The sequence below is a fragment of the Paenibacillus massiliensis 2301065 = DSM 16942 genome, assembly GCF_000377505.1.
In the GTDB taxonomy this organism is placed as follows: domain Bacteria; phylum Bacillota; class Bacilli; order Paenibacillales; family Paenibacillaceae; genus Paenibacillus; species Paenibacillus massiliensis.
Genome location: NZ_KB898192.1, coordinates 77630 through 98948 on the forward strand (window position 1 = coordinate 77630; position 21319 = coordinate 98948).

Here is a 21319-nt window from a genome sequence, read left to right on the forward strand (position 1 = left end):
TTCCTTATCGATACCATTACAGTGGGAAATAACTATACGTCATGCCAGTACCTTTCGCAAAAGCTCTTTGGCGTACAGAGACTGGACATGCTTCAATTCAGAGGTTGCGACCACCTCTTCGATTCGACCATTGCGGATAATCATGATACGATCACATAGGTAAGCAGCGGCCTGAATATCATGGGTGATGAAGATATATCCCATCGCATAGGTCTCCCTTAAACGCTTCAGCAATTCCAATACCTGCATTTGGACTGAACCATCCAGGGAGCTTATAGCTTCGTCGAGTAGAATACATTCCGGTTCGGTGATGATTGCTCTTGCAATACATACTCGCTGCGCCTCACCACCGGATAACTCATGCGGGAATTTGGCCAGGTAAGAATCATCTAATCCAACTTGATGTAGCACCTTACCCATATCTTCAGACTGTAGAGAGCTCCCCGTAATGCTCAAAGGCTCAAGTAGCACTTGCTTTACCGTGTAAAAGGGGTTCATGGAAGAGGTATAATCCTGAAAGACAGCGCTGATGGCTCCACGCCTTGTTCTGCGATCTGTAACAGATTTACCCCCAAAAGAGATCATGCCGTTATCCGGCTTTTCGATACCAAGCAGCAATCTCCCAAGTGTGGATTTTCCGCTACCACTTTCACCAATGATGCCAAGGCATTCGCCTTTTTCCCATTCGAGGTTCATATCAAATAGCACCTGATGTTGCGTTCTGCGTAACAGACCGTTCTGCCGATATGATTTATTCACATTCTTAACCTTTAGCATGCTCTGCACCTCCCCCCATCAATTGGTTGTAATGCAGATTAAGCGCCTTCTTGGAGGACACAAGGTAACGGGTATATGGATGGCCCGCTCCAGCAAAAATATCTTCTACTGAGCCCTGCTCCACAATCTCCCCGTCTTTCATCACCATCACGTCATCTGCAATCCGTCTAACCACGCCTAGATCATGTGATACAAAAATCATCGAGCTGCCGAATCGTACACGAAGCCGCACGAACTGCTCCACAACTTCGTAAGCCGTTACAGCATCCAGTGCCGTCGTTGGCTCATCGGCAATGATGACATCAGGCTCAAGCACAATGGCAAGAGCGATCATCACCCGCTGAAGCATCCCTCCTGACAATTCATGCGGATAGCGACGCATAACCACACTCGGCTCCTTAAGGCCCACACTTGACATGGCAACGGCAATGCTGTTCACCATCTCGCTACGCCGCCAATTAAAATGGACGGACAGGATCTCGAACAGATAGGCTCCAATCGATCTGGAAGGATCAAATGCACTCATGCCATTCTGCATGATCATACAAAGCCTTCTTCCCCTGTATTGGCGTAATTCCTTCGTAGAAAGTTCCGACAAATCAACTCCATTCAGTACAATCCGTCCCGACTGGCGAATTCCGGGTCGATTAAGTCTTGTCAGCGCCTTGCATGTCAGTGATTTTCCACTGCCACTCTCCCCGACAATAGCCAAGCATTGCCCCTGGACGAGGCGGAAAGAACTGTCGGGAACGAGCACTTGTCCCGTTCTGTCATCCCATATTTTCAAATGCTCGACCTCAAGCACAGTTGTCATAGAATCAGGCCACCTCTTTCTTTTGCAATCCTGCTAAGATCCCGCCCGATCGCACTTTAATATGCCTTCCTCCCGTCATCAGCTTCGGATCAAGCGCTTTCTGCAGAGAATCCGAAAGAAAGTTAACCGCTGACACGACAAGGATAATGGCTACGCCTGGAGCAACCATCAACTCAGGACGAATGAACATAACTGCTCTAGCTTCATTCATCATCATGCCCCACTCCGCATGAGGAGCCTGAATACCTAGGCCTAGAAAGGACAGTCCTGATATTTGCAATATCATGGATCCAAATGCGCTACTGGCAATCACAGCAATATCCGGCAATGCCACGGGTGCAATATGTCGAACCATAATACGAAAGTTGCCTGAACCCATGACTTTAGCAAACTTAATATAATCGGCGTCGGCAAATTGCATGACTGAAGTTCGAATAACGCGTGCAAACCAAGCCCATTTCATCAGCACAAATGCCACTAAGATATTAGTTAGCCCGGCTCCCATCATGCCGATGATCGCAAGTGTCATGACATAGCCTGGGAACGAAAGCATGATATCACATACCCGCATCAATAAAGCATCTGTTCTTCCCTTGAAGTAACCTGCGACAAATCCGATGATGATACCAATACTTGCTGAGGCGGCAAGGGCAGCGAGTACCCACAGCACGCTAGGACGTATGCCATAGATCAGGCGCGAAAGAATGCACCGACCCAGATGATCGTTACCTAGCCAATACTGCCAAGATGCTCCAGCGAATCGCAGATCCATATTTACCTCGTTAGGCGCATGTGGAGCTATGAACGGTGCACATGCCCCTATAAGCAGCGTGGCTCCTATGAAAACAAGCGAGAGAGCCGCTAGCCTGTCCTTCATTAATCGTACAAGCAGCTTCATTTAGAACTCCCTCCTTAGCTGAGGATTCATTACGGCATTAATCAAGTCTGACACTGTATTGAACAGCACAAAAGCAACAGCAAGTATCAGCACATACGCTTGGATGATCGGAAAATCTCTACCAAGTATCGAATTGACAGTGAGCGTACCCAGACCAGGCCAGGCAAAAATATTCTCGACAACAACAGTGCTGCCCAATATGACCGGAATCGCGAGACCAAACACGGACACCGCAACCTGTAATGAGTTCCGTAGCACTTGCAGGGTTATGCGGTACTCCGACAATCCGTTGGCTCTACCATACAAAACGTAATCTTCATTGAGATTGCTGAGCATGGAACTCCGAATCGTGCGGAAGTAGATACCTGCGTAGCCGATGACGATCACTGCAACTGGCAAAATAAAGCTGCTATAGGATTCCATTCCATTCGTAGGCAATAAGTCAAGCTTAACAGCAAAATACCATATCATGAGTGAGGCCAACCAATAAGCTGGCATAGATGTAAGCAGGAAGGAGAGACCCCTCACTGAAAAATCCAGCCATTTACCTTCCCTTAAGGCACATGCCACACCAAGTCCAAGTGATAAGATAATAATGATGAGCGAAGATACGATGGTTAGCTGTAGCGTGTTAAATAATGCTGGGCCCAGCAACGACCACACTGGCTTGCCCGTTACGTAAGAGTTGCCGAAATCCAGTTGCAGACAATTTTGCAGCCAATCCCAATATTGCACTAGAAACGGACGATCCATTCCAAGTTCCGTTCTTGTCTTCGCAATCAGCTCTTCGGTTATTGTCGGCACGCCTTGTGCATGTAGAACGACCTCAACCGGATCCATTGGTGATAATTGATTAAGCAAGAACGTTAGAAATGAAATGACCACAAGCAATGGAAATGCAACGGCTATGCGTTTAACGATATATTCAGCCATAATTCCTGATTTTCACCTCACATTCATGTATGCTCTACAGCTGCAGCTTATTTAAAGCTGAATTTCTCAAAAGGAAGTTCAAATTGTGTTTGCTTGAAAGAAATCCCTTGCAACTCCGAAGGCGCAACTACCGTAACGCTCCCGTTGGTGAGCGGAATAAACACGGCTTCTTCATGGACAGTCGTAAGAATATCCTTATAGAGCTGTTTCCTTGTCTCCTCATCCGAAGAGATCATGACCTCATCAATTTGTCGATACAATTCCTCCGCCTGTGGAATACCACTCGTCGTATAGCGATAGGATGATTCCGCTGCAAATGCAGTAATCGTACTTTGCGGATCATAAGCGAGGCCCCAAGTCTGATTAAATAGAAGATCATACTCGCCCGTCGATCTCCGGTTTGCAATGGAAGTCGACTCTTCCCCGAACAGTTCCAGATTCATACCGATTTTGAGTGCTTCACTCTGTAGCAGCTCCGACTGCGCCTTTTGCGAGGATGAGTTAATATCGTAATACAGCTTCATGGACAATGGCTTGCCGTCCTTCATTCTTAATTCTGCTCCACTCATATTCCCCCAGCCTGCCTCTGTCAAAAGCGCAGCAGCCTTATCGGGATCGTATTCTCTCTTTGGAAGCCCAATATCTGCATAATTAACATTGGATGAGAACAATGTATCTGCGGGAGTTTCCGTGCCACTGAATATGGTGCGTGCGATCGTCTCGCGGTCAATAAGGTGCCATATGGCTTCCCGTACCGCTTTTTCATGGATTGGACTATCCTTATGACTACTGTTGGCCACAATCATTTTCGTGTTCATCGGCTCGCTACGAACGATTTGATAAGCTCCCGAATCGACAAGACGCTGCATCGCATCCACAGCAACGCTATCGGTACCTCGGTCATCCGTGAAGACAAAATTAACCTCGCCTTTCTGCAAAGCCAGTAATGTCGTCTCTCCTGCAGGTAGTACCTTGGCTGTAATCGTCTTCAGCTTTGGCGCTCCACCCCAGTATTCTTGATTCGCCGAGAAACGAGCAAATTGTTCCGTCACATGCTCAACAAGCTTATAGGGACCCGTACCGTGATATCCCGCTACGCCATCTTTTGTCTCTCCGTTAAGGAAATCCTTTGGTGAGAGAAAAACGTATGGGCGTGTCATTGATAACTCAAGCAACGTCGGATAGTATCCTTCCTTCAAAGTTAGCTGAACAGTATGCTCATCAATGACAGCAACTTGATCCAGCTTGGTAGATAGCTTGACCCAAGCGTGCTTGTCTGCGTTCCGCTGGACGGCTTCAATGTTTTGCTTAACAGCTTCGGCATTAAAAGGCTCTCCATCATGGAACTTTACGCCTTGTCTCAAGTGAAAGGTGTATACTTTACCGTCATCTGATATTTCCCATGATTCAGCAAGTAAAGGCTTGATCCCATCTGCAGTATTCTCCACAAGCGATTCATACACCATTCCTTGTGCTGCCATCAAGCCAGGATACAAGTGCGGATTCATATCGTTAATATCTTTTGCGGTGGCAAAAGTCAGCTCAGCTGCCTTCTCCTCAATTCCCTCACTGTTCTTCCTACCCTCACCACATCCAACTAAAAACGCTATAAGCAGCATGGATGCTAACAGCATAGCCAATCTATTTCTCTTCATTAAAATTGACACTCCCCTTTTATATAAATAGTAATAATTACTATTAACCAACTCCTTGATTGTAATAATAACTATTATCATTTGTCAATTCATTTTTGTTCGATTTTGAAATTTTAAGAACAACACTATCGACGTACTTTCACAGAAGACAGACCGCGTTTAGTAGGAGTTTTTCTTACGATAATCGAATTGTTCAGCTCCGCTGAAAACTTATAAATTCTATTATCTTAAAAAACAGTTGACGATTTTCCAATATATTACTATGATATTAGCGAACTTAATAGTAAAAATTACTATTTGATTCAATGCGTGGTCGTTCCACACGATGTCGGGAGGTTCGCCGGATGAAGTTGGAGATTGAATTTGTTAAATGCAACACCGCTGATAATATGACAATTCTCGTCGTAAGTGAGTTGCCCCCAGTGCAGCTTGCTCCTATTGCCTCCCAATTAATGAGTTACGGTCACCTCTACGCCGAACAAGTAGGTTATGTTGAGGGCTCTGCACATCATGGCTGTGCCGCCAAGCTTCAGATGGCAGGAGGTGAATTTTGTGGAAATGCTTGCTTGGCCTTAGGAGCACAGCTGGCATCAGCGAGAATGTTGCTTCCAGGTGAAAGAGTAGAGGTCATGCTGGAGACTTCGGGCTCATTACGGCCAGTTACATGTCAGGTAGAAAAACTATCCAGCGGATACCAGTGCGAGGCAAGCACACCTATTCCCAAAATAGTAGAGTGCTCCTCCTTCGCTTTTGAAGGTCTCCATCTTGAAGCTGGTATCGTTCGATATGCTGATTCCTTCCACCTCTTGATCGACCTTGAGCAATTCGAATTAGATGCTCCAGCTGCCGAACGTTTGGCAAGGCTTGCAGGTATCGTTACAGGGGCAGATTTAGTAGGCGTTATGCTGTATCGTCCTTCAACGCATGAGCTAAAACCACTCATTTTTGTCCCTGCCCTTGATAGTCTTATCTGGGAGCAAGGCTGTGGCTCAGGTACAGCATCACTTGGATGTTACCTAGCGTGGAGCACACGTAAATCCATTGATATCCCAGTGCTTCAGCCTGGCGGCATCATTCATACGAACGTATGCTGGCATGAGAAAAGCATCAAAAGTGTCCACATTAAAAGCAAGGTCGACATTGTTGCCCAAGGTAAAACCTACGTCAATATCGCTAATTAACATTCATTTCTGAGGAGGTAATGGATTGTAATGGATCAAATCTTCCGTCCACTTATTCAATTCCGGGATCAATTTGAGCTGGCTGCTGCGAAATATGACGGGACCCTAAGACACAGTCTGGAGCTTCAACAGACCATTGATGACTATTCCGCCTTTATTATTGATGAATCTAACCAACGACTTTGGAGAGAGCTCGGAGAGCAAAATAGAACTGAGCTTCGAGAGATCGTAAACCAATTACGAGATACATCAGCTCGCTGCGTAGCCATCATGGAGAAATATCGAGCCCTTAAGCTACTTCATGACGCTGATGACAGGAACGACTACTTTCATCATATCGAGAGCTCTATCAAAAATGAGTTTGGCTGCTTTGATGTATCTGCCGATTCCAGAGTGTTGCTGGTTGGATCAGGCTCCTTTCCGATGACGCCACTACTGATAGCCAAACAAATAGGAGCTGAAGTTATTGGAATCGACCTAGATGCTGAAGCAGTTGATTTAGGCAGGAAGGTCATTGAGCGGCTGGGGCCCGGCCTACGAATTCGACTAGAGCATCTGTCATTGGAAAGCTTGGAGGATATCCATATGGTTACACACATCATTTTCAGTTCAACCGTATCCGTCAAATATGCCTTACTTGATTGGCTGCATGATGTCACTTCTCCTCATGTTGTCGTAGCCATGAGGTATGGAGACGATCTGAAAAGCCTCTTTAACTATCCCATGGAAGAAACAGATTCACAGAAATGGAAGCTCGCCGATAAGGTGGCTCAGCCTGGGCGCATATTCGACGTGGCTCTATATACTAAGATAGTGACATTGAATCCCGTTGGAGGTGCACGTTCATGAATCTCTTTGGTAATGTCCTTGTGGCAGGAACAGGGCCTGCAGCCATACAACTAGCCATATTATTCAAGCGCTGGTGCAAGAGCCATGTTGGTATTGCGGGGAGACACTCTGTTCGTTCCGCCCCTCTATTCGAAGCGTTGCGAGAAAGTAATGGACAACTTGTCGTCGAAGTAAGTAGTGTCAAGCTGGAAGCACTCACTGGTAAAGATCAGGTGGATGAATTTTTTTACGGATACAAAAATGTGAAAGGTCCCTGGGATACGTTGCTGTTGACTGTGACCGCGGATGCCTATATACCGGTGCTAGCACAGCTCCAGCCCGAGCTTCTGGATAACTTGCGTTGTGTGGTGCTTCTGTCCCCGACATTTGGGTCCAATGCACTTATCCGTCAGTATCTGAAGGAGCAACGCTGTAACGCTGAGGTCGTCAGTTTTTCCACTTACATTGGAGATACGCGTCTCATGGCAGACAAGCCTCCTGGGCATGTGCTGACCACAGCAGTCAAGCGTAGGGTCTATGCAGGGTCCTCTACGCAGGCCTCCCAATTCGTAAAAGCATTCCTGAATCTATACGCCCAAGCAGGTATCGAGCTGATCGGAGCGAATTCAGCACTTGAAGCGGAGGCACACAACATCTCCTTGTACGTTCACTGTCCATTATTTATGAACCCTTTTTCTCTTGATACTATTTTCAACCCATCTGATACTTCAAAATACGTATACAAGCTATTCCCGGAAGGGCCCATCACACCGACTCTCATCCATGAGATGCTTCTCCAATGGAAAGAAATTTCAGTTCTTTCCCAGAAACTAAATCTGAAAGAAATCAATCTGCTGCGTTTTATGGTTGACGATAACTATCCGGTCCGACCAGAAAGCCTCTCACGACAGGAGATTGATCAATTTGCGGAGCTTGATTCCATCCATCAGCAATACTTGCTTTACGTCCGCTATGCATCGCTACTTATCGATCCATACTCAGAGCCCGACCAACACGGTAAATACTTCGATTTCTCGGCCGTTCCCATTCGGCCTGTCTTTGTAAACCACGATGGCGCCTGGGATATTCCACGCATGCCAAAGGAAGACTATTATCGAATTAAAATCATTCAAGGTATCGCCCGAGGCGCTAACGTGCCATGTCCAACTGTCGATACATTCATTGAGCGCTATGAGCAATATCTAGTGAAATCTAGTCGATTACTGAAGGAATATCCGCTATCTGACGACTTCATACCGAAGTCTTTCGAAGAAGATATAAAGAGAATTTGCATGGAGTTGCCACTATCGAATTAGAATAAGGCTTGAGTGTAGAGGGATTGGTGTAATGCGAATAGCCAGGGAATGAGTAGCTCATCTCCCTGGCTATTCGCTATGCATTTTCCATTTATAAAAAGTAACTCCATTAAGAACAGTCTACTGTTCGCTCCTGTTCAAGCAGCGTATACGCCTCAGCACAATACTGCAAGAGAAGACAGAAAGATCGATTATGCCCGATAAAAAAGGAAGACAAGTCATACCGATGTCATGAGGGCTCGAACGTTACTAGTAGTCGATGCCTCATTCGCCTCATGGCAAATTGCACGAAATCATCGCTTTTCTCTGATGCTAACAGCGTTATGTACGCATACAGTGAATGGTCTTCTGGTTCATCGAGTGGGCTAACTCCTGCGCAAGAGAATTCGGTGTGAATATGCAACTTCTTGAGCGAGACGAGTGTGAGAAACATCTCCGTATCAACTTCCATATTTCCGAGTAATACGGTTTGCTTAGCCCGCCTTCTAGGCCTGGTAGATTCTAACCAGCTCGTAAGCTCCCTCTCTCTCCTGTGCCATAATCTTTCGGAATGGAGGCTAAGCACCTTCTCCTCTTCGTTCTTATTTATCAAGTATGTCAACAGGCTCAGTCCTCCTCTACCCAAAAGATCCCCTCACGATCAAGTTCAACCTTCTCCAACTGCTGCTCAAAATCAGGATCAGGCCTAATAGATCTGAACACTTCCCAGTCATGGTTCGCAGTTTTTATGTACACGGTCCATTTTTTTAATTCCATACGAAACTGTACGATAGCTGATCTGATCCATTCTCGCCCGTTAGAATACGATCGTTCCTCAAATAAAGTTAGTTTTCCCTCATCCCACTCATACTTTAATCGTACAGAGGAACGAACCTCTGGAGGAACTTTAACTTCAATGTAGCCATCTAAAATCGCTTCAATTCTTCGGGCCGTAAATAGATCCACGACCATCACCTCATATTAAGCAATTTTTCCACTTGCGCATCAACGTTCATTCCCAAATAGTTCTATCATAGCGTTATTTGGGAATGAAGGTAGCACTAGTGGGGAGCCTTTACCAACTCGACTTCTTCACGCCGGGAATTTGTCCTTGGTGAGCCAGCCTGCGAAATACAATACGCGACACCTTGAATTTGCTAATATACCCTCTTGGTCGCCCCGTTACCGAGCAACGATTGTGTTGACGGGTTGGTGACGAGTCGCGTGGCAGTTTTTGTAAAGCTGTAAAGTCTCCCTTTGCCTTCAATTCTTTGCGTTTTTCGGCATACTTTTGAACCAGAGCTTGTCGTTTCTGCTCTTTAACAATCTTCGATTTCTTAGCCATTTTTATTCCTCCTTTATAACTGATCTAATCTCATTCATTAACGCGTTTCACGATGTAGCGTGTATTTTTTTAGTCGCGGACAATATTTGCGCAACTCCATGCGCTCAGGATGATTCCTCTTGTTTTTGGTGGTCGTGTAATTGCGGTCGCCAGTTTCGGTGCAAGCCAAGGTAATCACAACTCTCATTTTAATACCCCTTTACTTTATTAGTAATTATTACGATTAATTAATCGTACTATTCCTTTTCCTCTTTGTCAATCTCTCCATTAGTGCCGACCCACTGAACACACGGTTCCTCCATCATAAACTCACAGAAATACCCGCCCTTCTCATTGCACTGGCCTTCATTTTGGTGCAATGAGATACTCAGTCTTGTGGCCGACACAAAAACACCTCCAAGCTGTCCTCCACATCTTACGATATGGAAGTAGTTCTTGAAGGTGTCTAGATTTATCTCATGGTAATGGGAATGCTGCATTATCACTTTACAGGGCGGTCCAGCGAAAATGTCTCTCCCAGCTTGGCATATGCATTGCCAGCCAAACGACTGACGGGCGCCAGCGCTTTGGCCTGAATGTAGGTGTTCTCATAGACGTCCGTGGACAAGTGATACTGTACCACGCGACCGATCAGGAGATCACAGGCTGGTAGCTCCGGCGTGCCTCCAAGCGCAATAGCCTGCTCCAGGACACATTCCATTCGAATTTTGGCCTGCTTGAGCCCCGGTACCTGAATGGCACTGCTTGGAATCGTCTCCAGACCCGCTGCCTCTACCTCGCTCTCGTCGGGCTGCAGCGGCGCGGCTGTGCGGTTAGCAGCCTCCACATTGTCCTCGTCAGTGATGTGGACGACCCATTCTCCGCGCTCTATTGCGTTTCTAGCCGTATCCTTGGACACCCCCTGCACTCGCTGAACAGAGACAGAGATGAGTGGCGGATCTGAGGAGACGATAGAGAAATAGCTGAATGGAGCAGCATTCACCACACCCGTGCTGGAGAGCGTTGTCACCCAGGCTACGGGCCTTGGGATGATGCTTCCTGTAAGTAGCTTATAATTTTCACGATCGGTCAATGTGACCGGATCAATCGTAATCATCGACATCGTATCTCTCCTTCGTTCAATCCACTTGTTGTACGAGCATTATCCACAGTGTAACATACCACAATTCGATTGGATATTGCACGATGTTGACGAGTGACTTACGAGTAGCCGAAGAGTGTTTGTCGAGAGATAGCTTAGGGATCATGCCCTTCTGCCCCATTTTAATCTCACATACTCGCTTGATGCGAACAACGGTCAAGTACTGTCGCTCTATCGACTGGACGTGCGGCGAGGCTTATCCGTAGAGCCGCCGCTCTGCTTCTGTAACAGCTTGATTCCACCAACTATGAGCAAGATTGAGACGATAAGGGTCTTCAAATGCCTGTCGATGCGATCCGATAGTCTCCATTCGGGAAAGCGTATGTCGAGGGAAGGAACAACTGCATTTGTCAGGATATAATACAGCCCAAGTAACAAGAGACTTGCACCAATCCAGTGCCGATACAACTGCCAACCTTCGAATATGGGCCGATCTTCTAGCTTCTCACTCCCATATCGACTAATCAACTGCAAGCTATCAAAGAAGCTATAGCACCATACGATCGGGATGAGGAACAGGAAAACGGACAATCGCAGGACATCCAGCACGTAAATTCCGCCCAGAAACAGCACCATAAGATGCAGACCACGCTTTTGCAGACCTAGGTACATATGTCCTGCTCCTGGCAGCACGGATAGGATCATGGCAAGAATCTTGCTACGCTTACCATCACGGCGGCCCTGATTCAAATCCTCAAACACCGTCTGATCGTTCAATACTTCCCCGCTTAGCTTCATATGGACCAGCTTGACCGCATCAAACATCGAATACAGCCAGATTACCGGCATCAATACCAGAAAAGCCAGAAAACCATCGGTATAAGCCATCAGACTATCAATAAATAGCAGCATGGCTCCCAGCCCAAAGAATGCCAGCAGAAAGGACAAGCCTCTTTGCATCAGGCCGAGATGAAAATGACCCAGACCAGGTACGAATGACAGCAAAATCGTAATTAGACGCTCATGGTCCATCCCGCGGTGGTTATGCGGGTAAGATGAGGACAATGGTACGGGCCGCGCGCCTTGAACTCTCTCTTGATCACTTGCTGTGTGCCGCATCTCATCCGCTATATGAGGACCATACTCTGAACCAGCACCTACAGGATATGGTGCCCCATAGTAGGGTATATGCTGATTCATAGCGCTCTCTGGCTTGTAGGTCAATAGCACAATTAGCATATGTAGCATGCAGAGGCACCATAATAAGAACAGTCCTACCAGTGCTACTATAAAATAATCCTGTGACCCTGATACCAAGGACAGGAAGACACCGCCCCCCATGCCTGATACGATCAGACAAAAATAGATAAAAGCAGCCAATCTACGATTCCAATATAAAAAACCTAACCCAGGAATCACATTCAACAAAAATGCTAGCAAGCGGCTACGCTCTGGCGTTGGCATTGCGATATTCCTCCTTATTCATGTTCATAACCCTGCTCATGTTCATATCCCTGCATTATGGCATCCTCTTATCCCAGCATTTACTAAGATTCGGGGGTATCTTTTAACGACCCTGCACGCGGTCCAGCCAGCCTGTCGCAGCCATCATGACTTCTTCACTAACCGATTCAGCAGTGTGAAAATCAGACTGTGCGCGCAGTGACTCTGCGGGGGAAAGCTGATCAAAGGCCCCGGTGTAGGAGCATATCAGTGTAATACTGGCTGCGATGGCGTAATGAGCCCATTTTCGGTGATACCAGCGCTTCACCCTTTCGTGACGCGGGATGACCTCAGTGATCTTACTCGTCTCAGTGATCTCGGTGGTCTTCGTGGTCTCAATAGCCTTAGCCTGCTTTTGAACCGTCATAAATTCGTACTTGTCGGCCATACCAGTAGTTTCGTCCAGTACTGCAGCTTGGACCAGTCCGATAGCCGTGGACGCTTTTTCAACATGGGGAAGAGTCTCAGGGAGGTACCCAGTACCCTTAGTTCCCACCATGTCCGTGGTAGCTGGTAAGCTAGCCATTATTCGATCCGCAAAGGCGGTGATATCGCCCAACTCTGGCAGGACATCCGCTTTCTGCTCCTGCTCTAGCTGCCTCAGGTAGGCTGTCACCACTTCTTCCTGATCCATGAGCATGCTCTCGAGACGATCTTCCTCCTCCGCTGATGCTTGCCCCTGAATATAGCTTTTCCAGTCGTCTTCCGATGTCTTGTGTTGATCGCTCATGCCCACTCCTCCTCTGTCCAGTTCGCACGTATCCACTGTCTGGCCCTGTATAATCGTGATTCTATCGTCTTTGTGGCAACCTGCATCTCCTTGGCCATCTGTTCATAACTCTTGCCCTCTATGTAGAACGCCGTGATAATCTCCTTATGCTGTCTGGGCAAGGCTGCAATCCTTGCTGCGAATTCAGCCGTTCTCTCCTTCTGGAGCACTGTCGCTAGAATGTCTTCGTCATCCGTAAGGAGCTGATCCCAGCCTTCCAGAGGGTCCATTAACTCCGCAGGTCTGCGATTTCGTTTGCGCTTGGTATCAATTGCCTTGCGCACGGCGATGCGGGTAAGCCAAGTCTTGAAGCCTTCGTCTCGGTATTGGGAGAGAGAGACAAAGACTTGGACAAATACGTCCTGAGCTGCATCCTCGGCTTCCTTCTCATCATGCAGCACGGAATAGGTCACATGGTACACATGTCTGCTAAAATGATGCACCAGTTCCCTGAAGGCCGTACGGTCCCCTTCACGAATCCGGTCAATCATATCTTCTACTTCAATCATCCTCTCCCCCTTCCCATATAGATAGACGCTCCCCGATGCGTGTACCCCTGCATTATGTATGATTTTTGTTAAAAAAAGACCGACCAGACATTCCTTCGTGGAATACCGGTCGGCCTGTAAGCTTATTTTAGATCATAGTACTATTATAAATTTTCAGCGGAGCTGATCCATTCGACTATCGCACGAAAGACTTCAGCTACACACGGTATGTCTTTTGTGAACATACGTCCGATAGGCGTTTTTCTAGATCAGCACTAGCCTCTGATGCCTCATCGACCTCCGCCTCTGAACTTCTGGGCATAGGCCTTGGCATCCTCCGGTGTACGAATTCGATTGCGATTCCATTCGAGCAGAATGCGATCAATGTAGCGGAAATGTACTTTACCAGTAAAGACCGCCTCCTTCAATGCCAGCAAAATCAGCTCTTCAGGATATTGATCATGATCTATCCAACCGCCAATAGTCTCGTATTCCATCGGAGACAGTGGTCGGCCGAACTCCTTCTCGAAAATCGTGAACAGATTACGTTCACCTTCGTGTGCACCCGCTGTAAACAGGTCATCAAGCTCGGTTGAGTCCTTTGTAGGTCTCTTACGCTGCTGTTCGTTGTAGAGATAGGTAGCAAGCTTATGGTATACCCCTGCCAGGTTATAACGCTCATATTGTACGTCTGAGCCTTCATAAGCCACGCTATCAATGCTAATCCAGCCTTCGTGGATCAGCTTCTGCAGCAGCTTACCAATCCCGTCAGCCGTTAATCCCATACGACTCTGAAGCTCGTCGAGTGTCGGGAACTCATTATGCTCCTGCTGGCGGAAGGCCATCAGCTGTAGCAGCAGCATGGCCTCCGTATCCAGTAGACGCAGGCTACGGTAGTAGCGCAATAGTGCATGGGGAATCTGAACCGTTCCGTCCTCCAGCACGAGCGCTGCGCCTTCTACCCATGCAGACTGCTTATCCTGTTGTCCGTGCGGTCCATAGTTCATCATCAATTATGGGTACAGGCGGTATAGCATCCGCGGGAAGGCAATCGTCTCACGCACATGCTCCAGACCGCAGATCCAAGCTACTGTCCGTTCCAGACCCAAGCCGAAGCCCGAATGCGGCACCGTACCATAAGTACGCAGATCCATGTACCATTGGTAAGCTTCGCGTGCAAGATTATGCTCGGCAAAACGCTCATCCATCAGCTTCGGATCATCTATGCGCTGGGAACCACCAATAATCTCGCCATAGCCCTCTGGAGCGATCATATCGGCACACAGCACGACTTCTGGACGATTCGGATCAGGCTTCATGTAGAAGGCCTTGATCGCAGCCGGATAATGGGTAATGAATACCGGCTTGTCGTATTTCTCGGCAATGGCTGTCTCATGCGGAGCACCAAAGTCTTCACCCCAAGGAATATCAAAGCCTTGTCCTTGCAGGAATTCAATAGCCTCATCATAAGTAATGCGCGGGAATTCACCTTGGATATTCTCCAGCTTGGAGATATCACGTCCCAGGGTCTCAAGCTCAGGACGACAATTCTTGAGTACCGACTGAACGACATGACTTACGAATTGCTCCTGGATTTCCAGGCTTTCTTCAAGCCCAACGAAGGCCATCTCTGGCTCAATCATCCAGAATTCAATCAGGTGGCGACGTGTCTTGGATTTCTCAGCACGGAAGGTCGGACCGAAGGAGTAGACCTTACCCAGTGCCATGGCTGCAGCCTCCATGTACAGCTGGCCACTTTGTGTCAGGAATGCATCTTCATCAAAGTATTTAATATGGAACAGCTCTGTCGTTCCCTCTGCAGAAGACGGAGTAAGAATTGGTGGGTCCACCTTCGTGAATCCATTACCGTCAAAGAACTGCTGCACAGCCCGGATAATCTCTGCACGGATGATCATGATCGCGCGCTGCTTCGGCGCACGCAGCCACAGATGTCTGTGGTCCATGAGGAAGTCTACACCGTGCTCCTTCGGTGTAATTGGATAATCCTCTGTAATATGAATGATCTCAACGCCTGTAACCGTCATCTCGTAGCCGGATTTGCTACGTGGCTCTTCGCGAATAATACCTGTCACATACAAGGAGCTCTCTTGGGTCAAGCGTTTGGCATCATCCCATACCTGCTCAGGCACTTCGCTCTTCACAACTACACCTTGAATGTAGCCGCTTCCGTCACGAAGCTGCAAAAATTGAATTTTGCCGCTGGAGCGCTTGTTATGTACCCATGCACCAACGCGTACCGTCTCGCCTACATGACGGCCCACTTCCGAAATTGTACTCTTTAACGTCATTGTCTATCTCTCCTCATAACCGAAAATAAGAAAACCTCTCTCGCAGCCTTTCCAAGGAAGACAGACTGCGTGAAAGAGGTAGGTTTTCTTGAAAAGCAGCCCTGCCCGTTGACAAGGACAGGAGCCACTTGATCTTCATGCTTCGTATACCGTATATTTCCTATACCAGACGGAATGTATCACGTGCGATAACCAACTCTTCATTCGTAGGCACGACCAGCACCTCGATCTTGGAGTTCGCTGTGGTAATACGGCGTGGCTCTCCGGAGCGAATGTTGTTCAGGGATTCATCGAGTTCAATACCCAGGAAGGTAAGCTCCTCCAGCACTCTCTTACGAAGTATAGCAGAGTTCTCCCCGACACCCGCTGTGAACACGATGACATCAACGCCGTTCATAGCTGCTGCATAGGAACCGATGTATTTGCGTACGCGGTACGTATACATGTCAAATGCCAAAATGGAGTTCGCGTCGCCCTTCTCTACGCCATCCGTGATCTCACGCATGTCACTGCTGATTCCGGAGATGGCAAGCAATCCGCTATGCTTATTCAGCATGGAGTTCACTTCATTGACTGTCAACTCTTCCTTATTCATGACATAAGGAACGATCGCAGGGTCCAGGTCACCACTACGTGTACCCATCATCAGACCTTCAAGCGGAGTCATACCCATAGAGGTATCGACGGAATCCCCGCCTTTAACTGCTGTAATACTTGCTCCATTACCGATGTGGCAAGTGATGATCTTCAGATCCTCAAGCGGACGACCGATGAACTTAGCCGCTTCCTTGCTCACGTAGTCATGGGATGTTCCGTGTGCTCCATAACGGCGCACCTTGTATTTATTGTACAACACTCTTGGGATCGCGTACATATAGGCTTTCTCAGGCATCGTCTGATGGAAGGCTGTATCAAATACAACCACCTGTGGAATACCTGGCATATTCGACTCTGCAGCGTTGATTCCCAGCATGGATGGCGGATTGTGCAGTGGAGCCAAGTCGAACAGACGACGGATCTCCTTCTTCGCCTCATCTGTCACGAGAGCAGACTCCTTAAATGCCTCTCCACCATGCACTACACGATGGCCGACCGCATCGATCTCATCAATACTAGCGATTACGCCATACTCTTCACTAGTGAGTGCGTGCAGTACCTTACGGATTGCAGTCGTATGCTCCAGAATCTCACTGACCTCAGTAAGTTCATTTTTGCCAGTCGGCTTATGTGTCAGAATAGAAGAATCCATACCGATCCGCTCAACCAGACCTTTCGCCAATACGGATTCATCTGTCATGTCGTACAATTGATATTTAAGTGAGGAGCTACCTGCATTGATTACTAGAATTTTCATATCCGGTCACCATCCTTGTCATACTTGAAGAAGCCTTCTCCTGTCTTAACACCCAGATTTCCAGCTCTCACCATCTTCTTGAGTACGACGGAAGGTCTGTACTTCAGCTCGCCGAATTCACGGAACATACGCTCCAATGCTGCAAGTACGGAATCAAGACCGAAGCGGTCTGCCATCTCCAGTGGACCGTGTTGGAAGCTGTAGCCGATGCGCATTGCGTCATCAATATCCTGAGCAGAGGCAACGCCCTCTTGCAGGACATGAGTTGCTTCGTTAATAAGCAAGCAAATAATCCGGCTGGTTACAAACCCCGGAGATTCATATACCATGACGCCGTTTTTCTCAAGCAATGTCTCAACGAAATACTTCGTATGTTCAAAAATCCCGTCCGAAGTCTTCAGACCACGGATAATCTCAACCAGATCAATGCGGGATACAGGATATATAAAGTGCATGCCAATAACGCGTTCTGGATATTCCGTTACACTTGCAAGCTCAGTCAAGCTCAGCGTAGAAGTGTTACTTGCCAGGATGATGTGACTAGGACATACATGGTCCAGCTCCTTGAAGACGACCTTCTTGGCTTCCAGATCCTCTGTAATGGTCTCAATAACCATATCACAGCTGCTCAGTTCAGCCAGATGTGTAATCTTTTGAATGCGGGACAGAATCAGCTTCTTCTCCGCCTGGGTAATTGCCCACTTCTCCAGTTGCTTGTCCAGACTTGTCTCAATCATGCTGTAGGCATGTTCCAGTCGCTCTGTAGTTTTCTCAAGCAGCAATACATCAATACCTTTGGCTGCCAGCATTTCGGAAATGCCTTGACCCATAGTACCGCCACCAATGACGCCGATTTTTTTAAATTGCATGGTCTTCTGCTCCATCCTTTCAAGGCCTATATCGTATATTGTATCCTTCCATGTCGAAAAATACATTTGTAAGACCCAATAGATAATAATATCTTAGCACGGAACAAAAGTAAAAAAAAATAACCAGCATAAAAAAATTATGCTGGTAGAAGGGCATTTTCACGAAATTGACATCTGAATTGCTCCCCATTGAGAACTTCTTCACGCATCAGAATGTCAAGAGAATTGTCGAATATTGGCCGATGCTGTTCCAGTAGCTCCAATGTTCTTGTATGAAGAGCGTTCAGAATTTCACTATTCTCACGCATGAGCTCCTGCTTGGTCATCATTTCCATATTTATAATCCCTAACGAAGTCAGTCCTGAGGTCATCATCGTCTGAACGATCTGGATCGCTTGCTCAAAGTCATTGCTGGAGCCTGTGCTACGACCACCATAGTACATCTCCTCCGCCGCTGCTCCAGCCAGCGAGATCATAATCTGCTCCTCCAGAAATGCCTTTGTGTAAAGGTAATGCTCCTGCTGCGGATTATGACGGACATATCCCAAGGCCTTACCACGTGGACTCAGCGCCACCTGCTTCACGCTGCCGGGACGTACAATCTCGGCCATAATTGCGTGGCCCAGCTCATGGATAGCAACCCGCTTCTTCTCCTCTGCGGTCGATTCACGGTCTGTTTTCTCACCCATCATAACCTTGTCAATCGCCATGGACAAATGCTGCTGGTCAATGACCGCCTCATTTTGCCGCATCGCATAGATCGCCGCCTCGTTCATAACACTTTCCAGCTGCGCACCGGAGAAGCCGTAGGCCTCCTCTGCAATTCTGCTGAGATCCACATTCTCCTTGATTGGCTTGTTCTTCGCATGCAGCTCCAGAATATGCTGTCTGCCCTTCTTGTCAGGTAGATCCACCTGAATATGACGGTCGAAACGACCAGGTCTCAGCAGGGCACTGTCCAGCATTTCCTTGCGGTTCGTAGCAGCTATAAGCAAGATCCGCGGCGTCTCAGAGGAATAAATCCCATCCATTTCCGTAAGAAGCTGGTTCAACGTCTGATCGTACTCCCTTTGCTGACCACCCTCACGCTTGCCTCCAATAACATCAATCTCGTCAATGAAGATAATGGCGCTGTCCTTCTTGTCTTTGGCGGCACGGTTGCGTGCTTCGCGGAATAGATCCCGAATCCGGCCAGCACCGACACCGACATACATCTCAACAAATTCACTACCAGAAGCCGCGACAAACACAGAGTTCGTATACTGTGCTGCAGCCTTGGCCATCAGCGTCTTCCCTGTTCCCGGAGGCCCCGTCAGCAATATCCCTTTAAGTGGACGAATGCCGAAGCGGGATATTTCCTCATGACGCACCAGAAAATCCAGCGCCTCGCGAAGCTCCTGCTTGGCGCTCTCCTGACCACCGATCTCCTCGAAGGTCAGCTTCGCAGGACCAGCTTGCTTGCGTTTCTTATCCTGAGCAGCTCCTACAGCAATCCCTCCACGCATGTGAAGCATCAATAGCAATCCTCCAACGAGCGCTCCTGCCAGGAGCAGAGGGAATATATTAATTCCGATGAAAATCAGAAATATAAGCACTACGGGAACGGTACCAATCAACGTCTCCTTCACCCATCTAGGCATTCGGCCACACCCCTATCTTCTGCGATTCACGAGGTAAAATGATATATTTGCTGGCTTCACCATTTTGAAGACGAATATAGACGTTCGCATCATCCATATTGGTATCAGCCTTGATCTCTCCCTGCTGCAATCCGTTAATGGTTGCAGGAATGTCCGTATATCTCTTGCTATCCATAGCTTCTGCAATAGGAAACATCGCTTGAGACCACAGCTTGTCCAGCTCCTGGTCCGAATGATCCTTAATGTCCAGCTTCAGTCGCTTGCTCCCGAGTACAGAGCTGCCGTCCTCCTTCACAGCCTGAACCAGTCCACGAACATCTGTGTCAGGTTCAAGATCAAGTTTCAAGGTGACCTCGGATTGGTTAATATCTACTTGAGCACTTGTTACACCAGGGTATTGGGTAACAATCTTCTGTAGTGGTTGGTGCACAGCTACCTGGCGATACAGGAACCAGCCACCGAATAATACGGAAGCGGATAGAACTGCTGCCAGCGCTATAGGTACAATGCGCAGTTTCAAATTAACGTCCTCCTCTCAGGTAATACAAGATTCATTTCTACTAAGTATACAGTATGGCTGGACGACTCTGCATCTTTACACATGGTCTGCACACAACAATAGACTATGCCAGCGATACGACCACTCCTCTTCGATCGGTATCTTCCAAGCACATCCTATAGACTCTTCTATTTACAGATCTCCGACTGTGATTTTCAAGTTCTGATAACAACGCATAACAATAAGCAACAAGCAATCATAACTCCTTGCCTCTCAAACAAGTGCAGCATCAGTATATACTAGAGTATATCACATGATATATCAATTAGCTAAAAGCAAAGTATGTCTATTTTTCAAAATTTAAATATGAATCTCTTAAAATGGAGCCAACAAAAAAAGAGCTGTCCCAGAAAATCCTAAGATTTTCCAAAACAACTCTTGATTTTGACTAAAGTGACCTTATGTGATCCAGCTAACGCATTCGTCAAATGCCAAATAATACCATTTCCACATGCTTGAGAACGTCTACTCACTCAGCTATTTCCCTGGAAGCGTATACCCCTGGCTCACTTCAGTTCCATCCTGAAAACGATAAAAACGATAGCGATAACGGTCGTTCTCCTGATACATGAGTTGCCATACATACTGATTGTCGTACACGCCAGGCCGGAGGCTAATGATATCCACATTCGGCAGATCACTCTCGATCCGCGCCCGCATTTGATCCTCATTTATACCCTCATTCAATAGCTCGGTATGGACGGAAGCATCCTGTTTTACCGTATCAGGTGCGTTCTCCACCGGCTCGAATGGAACCCATACCATCACCTGCTGACTGTCGGCATTCGTGCCCTCAACGGTCCAATACACCGAATCCCATACGGATTTCCATGAAGCATTTACTGACACGATCTTCGCATCCTGCCGTGCCTTCTCCACTGCTGCATTGCGCTCGACACGCTGGTCCTGTGTAACATAGGAGTAATAAGCATAGATGCCTGCGAACAGCCACAGCAGGACCAGAATGATGCCTGTGAGCCATTTCCTCTTGTTCTTCAACCCGAACTTCCTTTCCGGATAA

At 47.5% G+C, this 21319-nt stretch carries 22 protein-coding genes; 3 read left to right on the plus strand and 19 right to left on the minus strand.

Annotation, left to right across the window (positions count from 1 at the left end):
* Window positions 1-39: 39 nt before the first annotated feature.
* The 5 genes from D328_RS0116740 to cntA are packed head-to-tail and all read right to left on the minus strand — an operon-like array spanning window position 40 to window position 5077.
* Window positions 40-777 carry an ABC transporter ATP-binding protein gene (locus D328_RS0116740; RefSeq protein WP_018886179.1) on the minus strand — a complete coding sequence of 246 codons (738 nt, stop codon included), beginning with the start codon at window positions 775-777 and terminating at the stop codon, window positions 40-42.
* Window positions 764-1591: a staphylopine uptake ABC transporter ATP-binding protein CntD gene (gene cntD / locus D328_RS0116745; protein WP_018886180.1), complete on the minus strand. Its 828-nt coding sequence runs from the start codon at window positions 1589-1591 to the stop codon at window positions 764-766. The genes D328_RS0116740 and cntD overlap by 14 nt, the downstream gene beginning before the upstream one ends.
* A 4-nt stretch (window positions 1592-1595) precedes the next feature.
* Complete coding sequence (cntC, locus tag D328_RS0116750) at window positions 1596-2489, minus strand: staphylopine uptake ABC transporter permease subunit CntC (RefSeq protein WP_018886181.1); 894 nt, start codon at window positions 2487-2489, stop codon at window positions 1596-1598.
* The gene (gene opp1B, locus D328_RS0116755) at window positions 2490-3422 is read right to left on the minus strand and encodes a nickel/cobalt ABC transporter permease (RefSeq protein ID WP_018886182.1); all 933 of its coding nucleotides are present in this window, start codon (window positions 3420-3422) and stop codon (window positions 2490-2492) included. It abuts the gene before it with no gap.
* Window positions 3423-3469: 47 nt separating this feature from the next.
* The gene (cntA, locus tag D328_RS0116760) at window positions 3470-5077 is read right to left on the minus strand and encodes a staphylopine-dependent metal ABC transporter substrate-binding lipoprotein (protein ID WP_018886183.1); all 1608 of its coding nucleotides are present in this window, start codon (window positions 5075-5077) and stop codon (window positions 3470-3472) included.
* Window positions 5078-5421: 344 nt separating this feature from the next.
* On the opposite strand from cntA, the gene D328_RS0116765 reads away from it, so the two are divergent.
* From D328_RS0116765 to D328_RS0116775, 3 genes are read left to right on the plus strand one after another with little or no spacing between them, the layout of a single operon-like run.
* On the plus strand, window positions 5422-6258 hold the full coding sequence (locus D328_RS0116765) for a hypothetical protein (protein WP_018886184.1): 837 nt from the start codon (window positions 5422-5424) through the stop codon (window positions 6256-6258).
* A 30-nt stretch (window positions 6259-6288) separates the two neighbouring features.
* A complete protein-coding gene (locus tag D328_RS0116770; RefSeq protein ID WP_018886185.1) occupies window positions 6289-7107 on the plus strand; it encodes a class I SAM-dependent methyltransferase in 819 nt (272 codons plus the stop codon).
* Window positions 7104-8402, plus strand: a complete 1299-nt coding sequence (locus D328_RS0116775; protein WP_018886186.1) for an opine metallophore biosynthesis dehydrogenase — start codon at window positions 7104-7106, stop codon at window positions 8400-8402. Before D328_RS0116770 ends, D328_RS0116775 begins: the two co-directional genes overlap by 4 nt.
* Window positions 8403-9008: 606 nt before the next feature.
* On the opposite strand, the gene D328_RS0116790 is transcribed toward D328_RS0116775, so the two are convergent.
* From D328_RS0116790 to D328_RS0116855, 14 genes are all read right to left on the minus strand, one after another.
* A complete protein-coding gene (locus D328_RS0116790; RefSeq protein WP_018886188.1) occupies window positions 9009-9347 on the minus strand; it encodes a DUF3024 domain-containing protein in 339 nt (112 codons plus the stop codon).
* Between the two features lie 109 nt (window positions 9348-9456).
* On the minus strand, window positions 9457-9726 hold the full coding sequence (gene rpsN, locus D328_RS0116795) for a 30S ribosomal protein S14 (RefSeq protein WP_018886189.1): 270 nt from the start codon (window positions 9724-9726) through the stop codon (window positions 9457-9459).
* 37 nt (window positions 9727-9763) lie between these two features.
* Window positions 9764-9913: a 50S ribosomal protein L33 gene (rpmG, locus tag D328_RS30715; protein ID WP_081625296.1), complete on the minus strand. Its 150-nt coding sequence runs from the start codon at window positions 9911-9913 to the stop codon at window positions 9764-9766.
* A gap of 294 nt (window positions 9914-10207) precedes the next feature.
* The gene (locus tag D328_RS0116805; protein ID WP_026281232.1) at window positions 10208-10822 is read right to left on the minus strand and encodes a flavin reductase family protein; all 615 of its coding nucleotides are present in this window, start codon (window positions 10820-10822) and stop codon (window positions 10208-10210) included.
* Window positions 10823-11038: 216 nt separating this feature from the next.
* On the minus strand, window positions 11039-12271 hold the full coding sequence (locus D328_RS0116810; protein WP_018886192.1) for a hypothetical protein: 1233 nt from the start codon (window positions 12269-12271) through the stop codon (window positions 11039-11041).
* Between the two features lie 103 nt (window positions 12272-12374).
* Window positions 12375-13040 carry a hypothetical protein gene (locus tag D328_RS30350; protein ID WP_018886193.1) on the minus strand — a complete coding sequence of 222 codons (666 nt, stop codon included), beginning with the start codon at window positions 13038-13040 and terminating at the stop codon, window positions 12375-12377.
* Window positions 13037-13588 (minus strand): RNA polymerase sigma factor, encoded by a 552-nt coding sequence (locus tag D328_RS0116820; RefSeq protein ID WP_018886194.1) that lies wholly within the window; start codon window positions 13586-13588, stop codon window positions 13037-13039. The genes D328_RS30350 and D328_RS0116820 overlap by 4 nt, the downstream gene beginning before the upstream one ends.
* A 269-nt stretch (window positions 13589-13857) precedes the next feature.
* Window positions 13858-14577, minus strand: a complete 720-nt coding sequence (locus D328_RS0116825; protein WP_018886195.1) for a DnaD domain protein — start codon at window positions 14575-14577, stop codon at window positions 13858-13860.
* Window positions 14578-14580: 3 nt separating this feature from the next.
* Complete coding sequence (asnS, locus tag D328_RS0116830; RefSeq protein WP_018886196.1) at window positions 14581-15876, minus strand: asparagine--tRNA ligase; 1296 nt, start codon at window positions 15874-15876, stop codon at window positions 14581-14583.
* 160 nt (window positions 15877-16036) lie between these two features.
* Window positions 16037-17230 carry an acetate/propionate family kinase gene (locus D328_RS0116835; RefSeq protein ID WP_018886197.1) on the minus strand — a complete coding sequence of 398 codons (1194 nt, stop codon included), beginning with the start codon at window positions 17228-17230 and terminating at the stop codon, window positions 16037-16039.
* Window positions 17227-18099, minus strand: a complete 873-nt coding sequence (locus D328_RS0116840) for a 3-hydroxyacyl-CoA dehydrogenase family protein (protein ID WP_025677815.1) — start codon at window positions 18097-18099, stop codon at window positions 17227-17229. Before D328_RS0116840 ends, D328_RS0116835 begins: the two co-directional genes overlap by 4 nt.
* A 137-nt stretch (window positions 18100-18236) precedes the next feature.
* Window positions 18237-19739 carry an AAA family ATPase gene (locus tag D328_RS0116845; protein WP_018886199.1) on the minus strand — a complete coding sequence of 501 codons (1503 nt, stop codon included), beginning with the start codon at window positions 19737-19739 and terminating at the stop codon, window positions 18237-18239.
* The gene (locus D328_RS0116850; protein WP_018886200.1) at window positions 19732-20259 is read right to left on the minus strand and encodes a hypothetical protein; all 528 of its coding nucleotides are present in this window, start codon (window positions 20257-20259) and stop codon (window positions 19732-19734) included. Before D328_RS0116850 ends, D328_RS0116845 begins: the two co-directional genes overlap by 8 nt.
* Window positions 20260-20775: 516 nt before the next feature.
* Complete coding sequence (locus D328_RS0116855; RefSeq protein WP_018886201.1) at window positions 20776-21297, minus strand: cell wall elongation regulator TseB-like domain-containing protein; 522 nt, start codon at window positions 21295-21297, stop codon at window positions 20776-20778.
* Window positions 21298-21319 lie beyond the last annotated feature (22 nt).